The 5,339-nt window shown below is 73.4% G+C and carries 5 protein-coding genes; all 5 read right to left on the bottom strand.

Features of this window, described 5'->3' with window-relative positions:
- A partial coding sequence (locus KN815_RS29225) for an alcohol dehydrogenase catalytic domain-containing protein (RefSeq protein ID WP_216344891.1) occupies window positions 1-475 on the bottom strand: 475 nt, incomplete at its 3' end.
- A 44-nt stretch (window positions 476-519) separates the two neighbouring features.
- A complete protein-coding gene (locus KN815_RS29220) occupies window positions 520-1,677 on the bottom strand; it encodes an acyl-CoA dehydrogenase family protein (RefSeq protein ID WP_216344890.1) in 1,158 nt (385 codons plus the stop codon).
- The gene (locus KN815_RS29215; RefSeq protein WP_216344889.1) at window positions 1,674-3,269 is read right to left on the bottom strand and encodes a 5-guanidino-2-oxopentanoate decarboxylase; all 1,596 of its coding nucleotides are present in this window, start codon (window positions 3,267-3,269) and stop codon (window positions 1,674-1,676) included. The genes KN815_RS29220 and KN815_RS29215 overlap by 4 nt, the downstream gene beginning before the upstream one ends.
- Complete coding sequence (locus KN815_RS29210) at window positions 3,269-4,075, bottom strand: SDR family oxidoreductase (RefSeq protein WP_216344888.1); 807 nt, start codon at window positions 4,073-4,075, stop codon at window positions 3,269-3,271. The genes KN815_RS29215 and KN815_RS29210 overlap by 1 nt, the downstream gene beginning before the upstream one ends.
- Window positions 4,072-5,339, bottom strand: a 1,268-nt coding sequence (locus KN815_RS29205; RefSeq protein ID WP_216344887.1) for an acetate--CoA ligase family protein, incomplete at its 5' end; no start/stop codon positions are given. The genes KN815_RS29210 and KN815_RS29205, both read right to left, overlap by 4 nt.

Here is a 5,339-nt window from a genome sequence, read left to right as displayed (position 1 = left end):
GCCCGGCCGCGGTGGCCGCGGCGGCCGGATCGACCTTGGTGCACTGGCCGGCGGCGACGAGCGTCTTCTCGGCGAAGGCACCGATCCCCAGCGCCGGGGAGAGCTCGGTGCCATCGGCGAGGGTCATCCTCTGGTGGGCGTTGTGGGTGTTGAAGCAGTACCAGGGACGGCCGCGGCGGCAGGCACGGCAATGGCCGCACACCGCACGCCAGTTGAGGATGACGAAGTCACCCGGGGCGACATCGGTCACCGCCTCCCCGACCGCCTCGACGGTTCCGGCGGCCTCATGGCCGAGGAGGAACGGGAAGTCGTCGTTGATACCGCCCTCGCGGTAGTGCAGATCGGTGTGGCAGACACCGCACGCCTGCACCTTCACCAGGGCCTCACCGGGTCCGGGATCCGGTACCAGGATCGTCTCGAGCCGGACGGGTTCGCCCTTGGCGCGTGCGACCACGCCTCGTACCTCGTGTGCCATGTCCTCGGCCTCTTCTTTCCGGTGTCGTTCGTGGGGGTGGTTGGTCAGGGCAGGTTCCGGGAGATGACCAGGCGCATGATGTCGGAGGTGCCCTCCTCGATCTCCTCCAACTTGGCGTCGCGCATCCACTGTTCCACCGGGTACTCACGGGAGTAGCCCCAGCCGCCGAGGGTCTGCACGGCGCCCCAGGTGCAGAACATCGAGGTTTCTGAGGCGGTCAGCTTGGCGATGGCGGCCGCTCCGGTGACGGGCGCCCCGGCGTCGACCGCGCGGGCGGCGCTCAGCACCAGCAGCCGGGATGCCTCGATCCGGGCGGCCATGTCGGCGAGGCGGAAGGCGACGGCCTGGTGCTCGATGATGGGCTTGTCGAACTGGACACGGGTGCGCGCATAGTCGCGGGCGTACTCGTACGCCGCGCGGGCGGCGCCGACGGCCGCCGCGCCCAGGACGATCCGGGAGATGTCGAACGTCCGCATCAGGCCGCGGAACCCCTGGCCCTCGTCGCCCAGCCGGTTCTCCTCCGGCACCTCCACGTCGGAGAAGAACACCTCGCGGCAGACGATGGCGCGCTGGCCCATCTTCCGCATCGGCTCACCGACGGTGAGCCCGGGGGTGTCGGCGTCCAGCAGGAAGGCGGAGACGCCCTTGGACCGCTGGGTGGGGTCGGTCTTGGCGAACACCACGAAGGACCCGGCCGTTCCGGCGTTGGAGATCCACGCCTTCTGGCCGTTGAGGACGTATCCGCTCTCGGTGTGGCGCGCGGTGGTCCTGATCGACGCGGCGTCGGAGCCCGAGCCGGGTTCGGTGGTGGCCAGCGCGGTCATCGGGGCCTTGGGGCCCGTCAGCGGGCCGAGCCACTTCTTCTGCTGCTCCTCGGTGCCCAGTTCCAGGACGGGGTCGGCGAAGAACCCGTTGGAACACACCAGATTGCCGATGCCCGGGTCGCCGAAGCACAGTTCTTCCTGGACCAGGCACTGGGTGAAGACATCGGTGAACCCGCCGCCGCCGACGTCCGTGGGCAGCATGAAGTCGGTGATGCCGACCTGCGCCGCCTTCTGCCAGATGTCGACGGGGGTGACGACATCCGCCTCGTCCACCTCGCGGGCGCGCGGACGGATCTCGTTACGGGCGAAGTCACGGCACAGGTCGATGATCGCGCGCTGCTCTTCGGTCAGCGGCCACGGTTCGGTCACGGCGTTCACGGTGTTCCTCCTGGCAGGTGGATGAGGGTGGGGCGGTCGGAGCCGAGTCCGGTCTCCAGCGCCGTGGCCAGATGCGCGGCGTCCTCGACGCGCACCCCGTGGCAGCCCATCGAGCGGGCCAGCGCCGCGAAGTCGGGGGCGGGCAGATCGACCGCGTGGACGGGGTCGCCGCGGTCGGCCATCTCGTTGCGGATCTCGCCGTAGCCGCCGTTGTCCCAGACGACCACCGGGAGCGGCAGTCGGAGCTGGGCGGCGGTGGCCAGCTCCTGGACGGTGAACATCAGACCGCCGTCGCCGTGGAGGGCGACCACGGGCGCGTCGGGACGGGCCACCTTGGCTCCGATGGCCGCGGGCAGACCGTAGCCGAGGGTGCCCAGCCCGGTCGGGTAGAGGAACGAACGCGGGTGGTGCGCGGGCAGGTTGGACAGCGCACCGTAGTAGCAGGCCATGGTGGAGTCCCCGGCGAGGATGCCGTCGCGCCCCAGGGCCTGGCCGAGCGCCGCGGTGAGACCGAGGTAGTCGGCGCCCTCGGCGCGCGCGGCGGCGGTGAAGTCCCGGCGCGCGGCGGCGGCCCGTCCGGGGTCCGCCGGGCCGGTGGTGCGGGCCGCCTCTAGTCGGGTGCCGAGGGCCTTGAGGGCCTCGGCCGCGTCGGCGACGAGGCCGATGTCGGGCAGCGCGTTGGTGGTGAGCGCCTGCGTGTCGATGTCGACGCGGATGAGGGTGCCGGGGATGTCCAGCGGTCCGAACCACAGGTCGGCCGGGGCCAGTTCGGTCCCGACGGCGAGCACCACGTCGCTGCCGGCCACCAGTTCGCGTACCGCGGTGTGGTGCAGTCCGGCGCCGATGGCCAGCGGGTGGCCGTCGGGGAAGGTGCCCTTGCCGTTGGCAGTGGTGACCACGGGCGCGCCGAGCCGTTCGGCCACGCGGCGCAGGGAGTGGGCGGCGCCGCTGCTGCCGCCTCCGGCGATGATCACCGGTCGCCGCGCGGCGGCGAGTGCCGTGGTGGCGGCGGCGATCTGGGCCCGCCCGGCGGTCACCGGGGCCACCGGTGTCGGTACGGCCACCTCGACCGGCGCGGTGGCATCGAGCAGATCGAGCGGGATCTCCAGGTGTACCGGGCGGGGCCGTCCGCCGGTCATGGCGGCGAAGGCGTGCGCGACGGCCAGCGGGATCTCCTCGACGCCGGTGACCCGGTGGCTGTAGGCCACGATGGCGTCGAGGGCCGCGCGCTGGTCCTTGACCTCGTGCAGATAGCCGTTGCCCCGGCCGGGGTGGCCCAGTGGCAGCCCCGGGGAGACCAGCAGGACCGGTACGGAGTCGGAGTAGGACTGGGCGGCAGCGGTCGCGGCGTTGAGGACGGCGGGCCCCGTGGTGGTGACGCACACCCCGGGGCGCCCGGTGACCCGGGCCCAGCCGTCGGCGGCGAATCCGGCGCCCTGTTCGTGGCGGGGCAGGATGTGGCGGATCGGGGAGTCGGCGAGGGCGGCGTACACGGGCAGGTTGTGGGTGCCCGGGATACCGAAGACGGTGTCCGTGCCGTGGGCTTCCAGGGCGGCGACCAACGCCTGCCCGCCGGTGAGCTGGTCGGTCATCAGCGGTCGTCCTGTCCGGTGGTGTAGATCGCCTTGCCGAGCCACTGGCCCCCGTCCACGACGAGGACGTCGCCGGTGACGTACGCGGCACGGTCGCTGACGAGGAAGGCCGCGGATTCGGCCACTTCCTCCGGGGTGGTGAACCGGGCGGCCGGAACGCTGCCCATGACCCGGGCCCGCGCCGCTTCGGTGGGCCACAGGGCGGCGGACGCGCCGTCGGTCTCGGTGGGGCCGGGGGCGATGCAGTTCAGGCGCACCCCGCGCCCGCCCCACTCCACGGCCAGGGTGCGGGTCATGGCGAGCACACCGGCCTTGGCGGCGGCGCTGTGCACGGTGCCGGGGTGGCCGTGCCAGGCGTAGCCGGCGATGACGTTGAGCACGGCGCCACGGCCGGCGGGGAGCATATGGCGGGCGGCGGCGTGGGTGCAGTGGAAGGTGCCGTTGAGCACGATGTCCACGACGGCCTTCCAGCCGCCCGGGGAGAGGTCCTCGGCGGGCACCACGAAGTTGCCCGCGGCGTTGTTGACCAGGACGTCGAGACGGCCGTGGCGGTCGGCCACCTGGTCCACGGCGGCGTCCACTGCGGCGGCGTCGCGGACGTCGCAGGTCACCGCGTCGGCTCGGCCTCCCGCCGCCTCGATCAGGCCGACGGTCTCCCGCAGTGCCTCCTCGCGGCGCCCGAGGACGGTGACATGGCCGCCACCGGCGGCCCAGCGCTGTGCAACGGCACGGCCGATGCCCGATCCGCCGCCGGTGACCAGTGCTGTCCGGCCGGTGAATTCGTCGGCCTGTATCTGGTGGCTCATGGGTTTCCCTTGGGGTCGGGGGCCGTGCTGGAGGAGGCCGCGCTGTGGGTGTCCGGACTGTCGGTCGGGGTATCGGTGTCGGGGCGGTCGGTGGTGGCGCCGGGGGCCGCGTCCAGGAGCAGGGCGTCGACGGCGAGGGCGCCGTCCGGTGCCACCCGGAGCGGGTTGATCTCCAATTCGGTCTGTGAACCGTCGAGTTGTGCGAGGAGACGGGAGACGGCGGCGACCACGTCGGCCAGCGCCCCGATATCGGTGGCGGGCCGTCCCCGCCACCCCGCGAGCAGCGGGGCGCAGCGCAGCCGCCGGATCATCGCGTGTGCCTGCTCCGCGTCGACCGGCGCGCATTCGGTGACCACGTCGCGGTGCAGTTCGGCTTCCGTGCCACCCGCGCCCACCATCACCATCGGACCGAGCCGGGCGTCCCGGCGCGCGCCGACGATCACTTCGACGACATCGGCGCGGACGTCCTGTTCCTCGAGTACGTACGGTCCGTCGCCGAGTCTCGTGCGCATGCCGGTGAAGGCGCGCAGGGCTCCGGTGGCGTCCTGGAGGCCGGTCACCACTCCGCCCGCCTCGCTCTTGTGCTCCAGCCAGGAGGCTTTGAGGACGTAGGGCGGATGGAGCCGTCCGGCGGCCGCTTCGAGCTCTCCGGCGTCCTGGACCCGGTACGCCGCGGGGAAGGCGATACCGGCGTCGCGCAGCAGCGCGCGGGTGTCCCAGAAGCCCCGGGGCGCGGCGAGGCGGTCGGCCGGGGTGCCGTGCGGGGGCCGCCCGGGGTGCTGGTGCAGGGCGTGGGCCCCGGCCAGAGCGGTGGTGGCGGAGTCGATGGTGGCGAAGACGGGGACACCGGCCGCGCGCAGTACGGCGGCGGTGTCGCTGTGGGCGCCCATGGAGTGGACGAGCAGGGGCCGTCCGTGGCGCCGGGCCAGCTCGCCGAGCTCCCGCGCCACCTGTGCCTCCGCGCCCGCCAGCGGCGGGCTGTCCAGGCCGTAGGTGCCGAAGTAGCCGGTGAGCACGACGCTGTCGACGTCACCGGAGCCGAGGAGGGCCGCGACCACGTCGCGGTAGCTGGTGAGATCGCGTTCCCCGCCGCCGGCGAGGTCGACGGGGTTGGCGGTGGCGGCGCCGTCCGGCAGCCGGCGGGCCAGCTCCGAGGCGAGCGGCCCGCCGAGCTCCGGAACGGTCAGCCCGTGCCGGGTGGCACGGTCGGCGGCCAGGGCGCCCTGGCCGCCGCGGTCGCTGACCACGGCGACACGCGGCCCGG

Origin of the sequence: Streptomyces niphimycinicus (genome assembly GCF_018883605.1) — a bacterium.
In the GTDB taxonomy this organism is placed as follows: domain Bacteria; phylum Actinomycetota; class Actinomycetes; order Streptomycetales; family Streptomycetaceae; genus Streptomyces; species Streptomyces niphimycinicus.
The sequence above is the reverse complement of the archived record's forward strand: the minus strand, read 5'-3'. Positions and strand labels throughout refer to the sequence as shown.

Excerpts from the sequence above, each read along its gene's own strand:
- KN815_RS29215 (WP_216344889.1), bottom strand. The coding sequence starts at position 3,269 with ATGACCGACCAGCTCACCGGCGGGCAGGCGTTGGTCGCCGCCCTGGAA.
- KN815_RS29210 (WP_216344888.1), bottom strand. The coding sequence starts at position 4,075 with ATGAGCCACCAGATACAGGCCGACGAATTCACCGGCCGGACAGCACTG.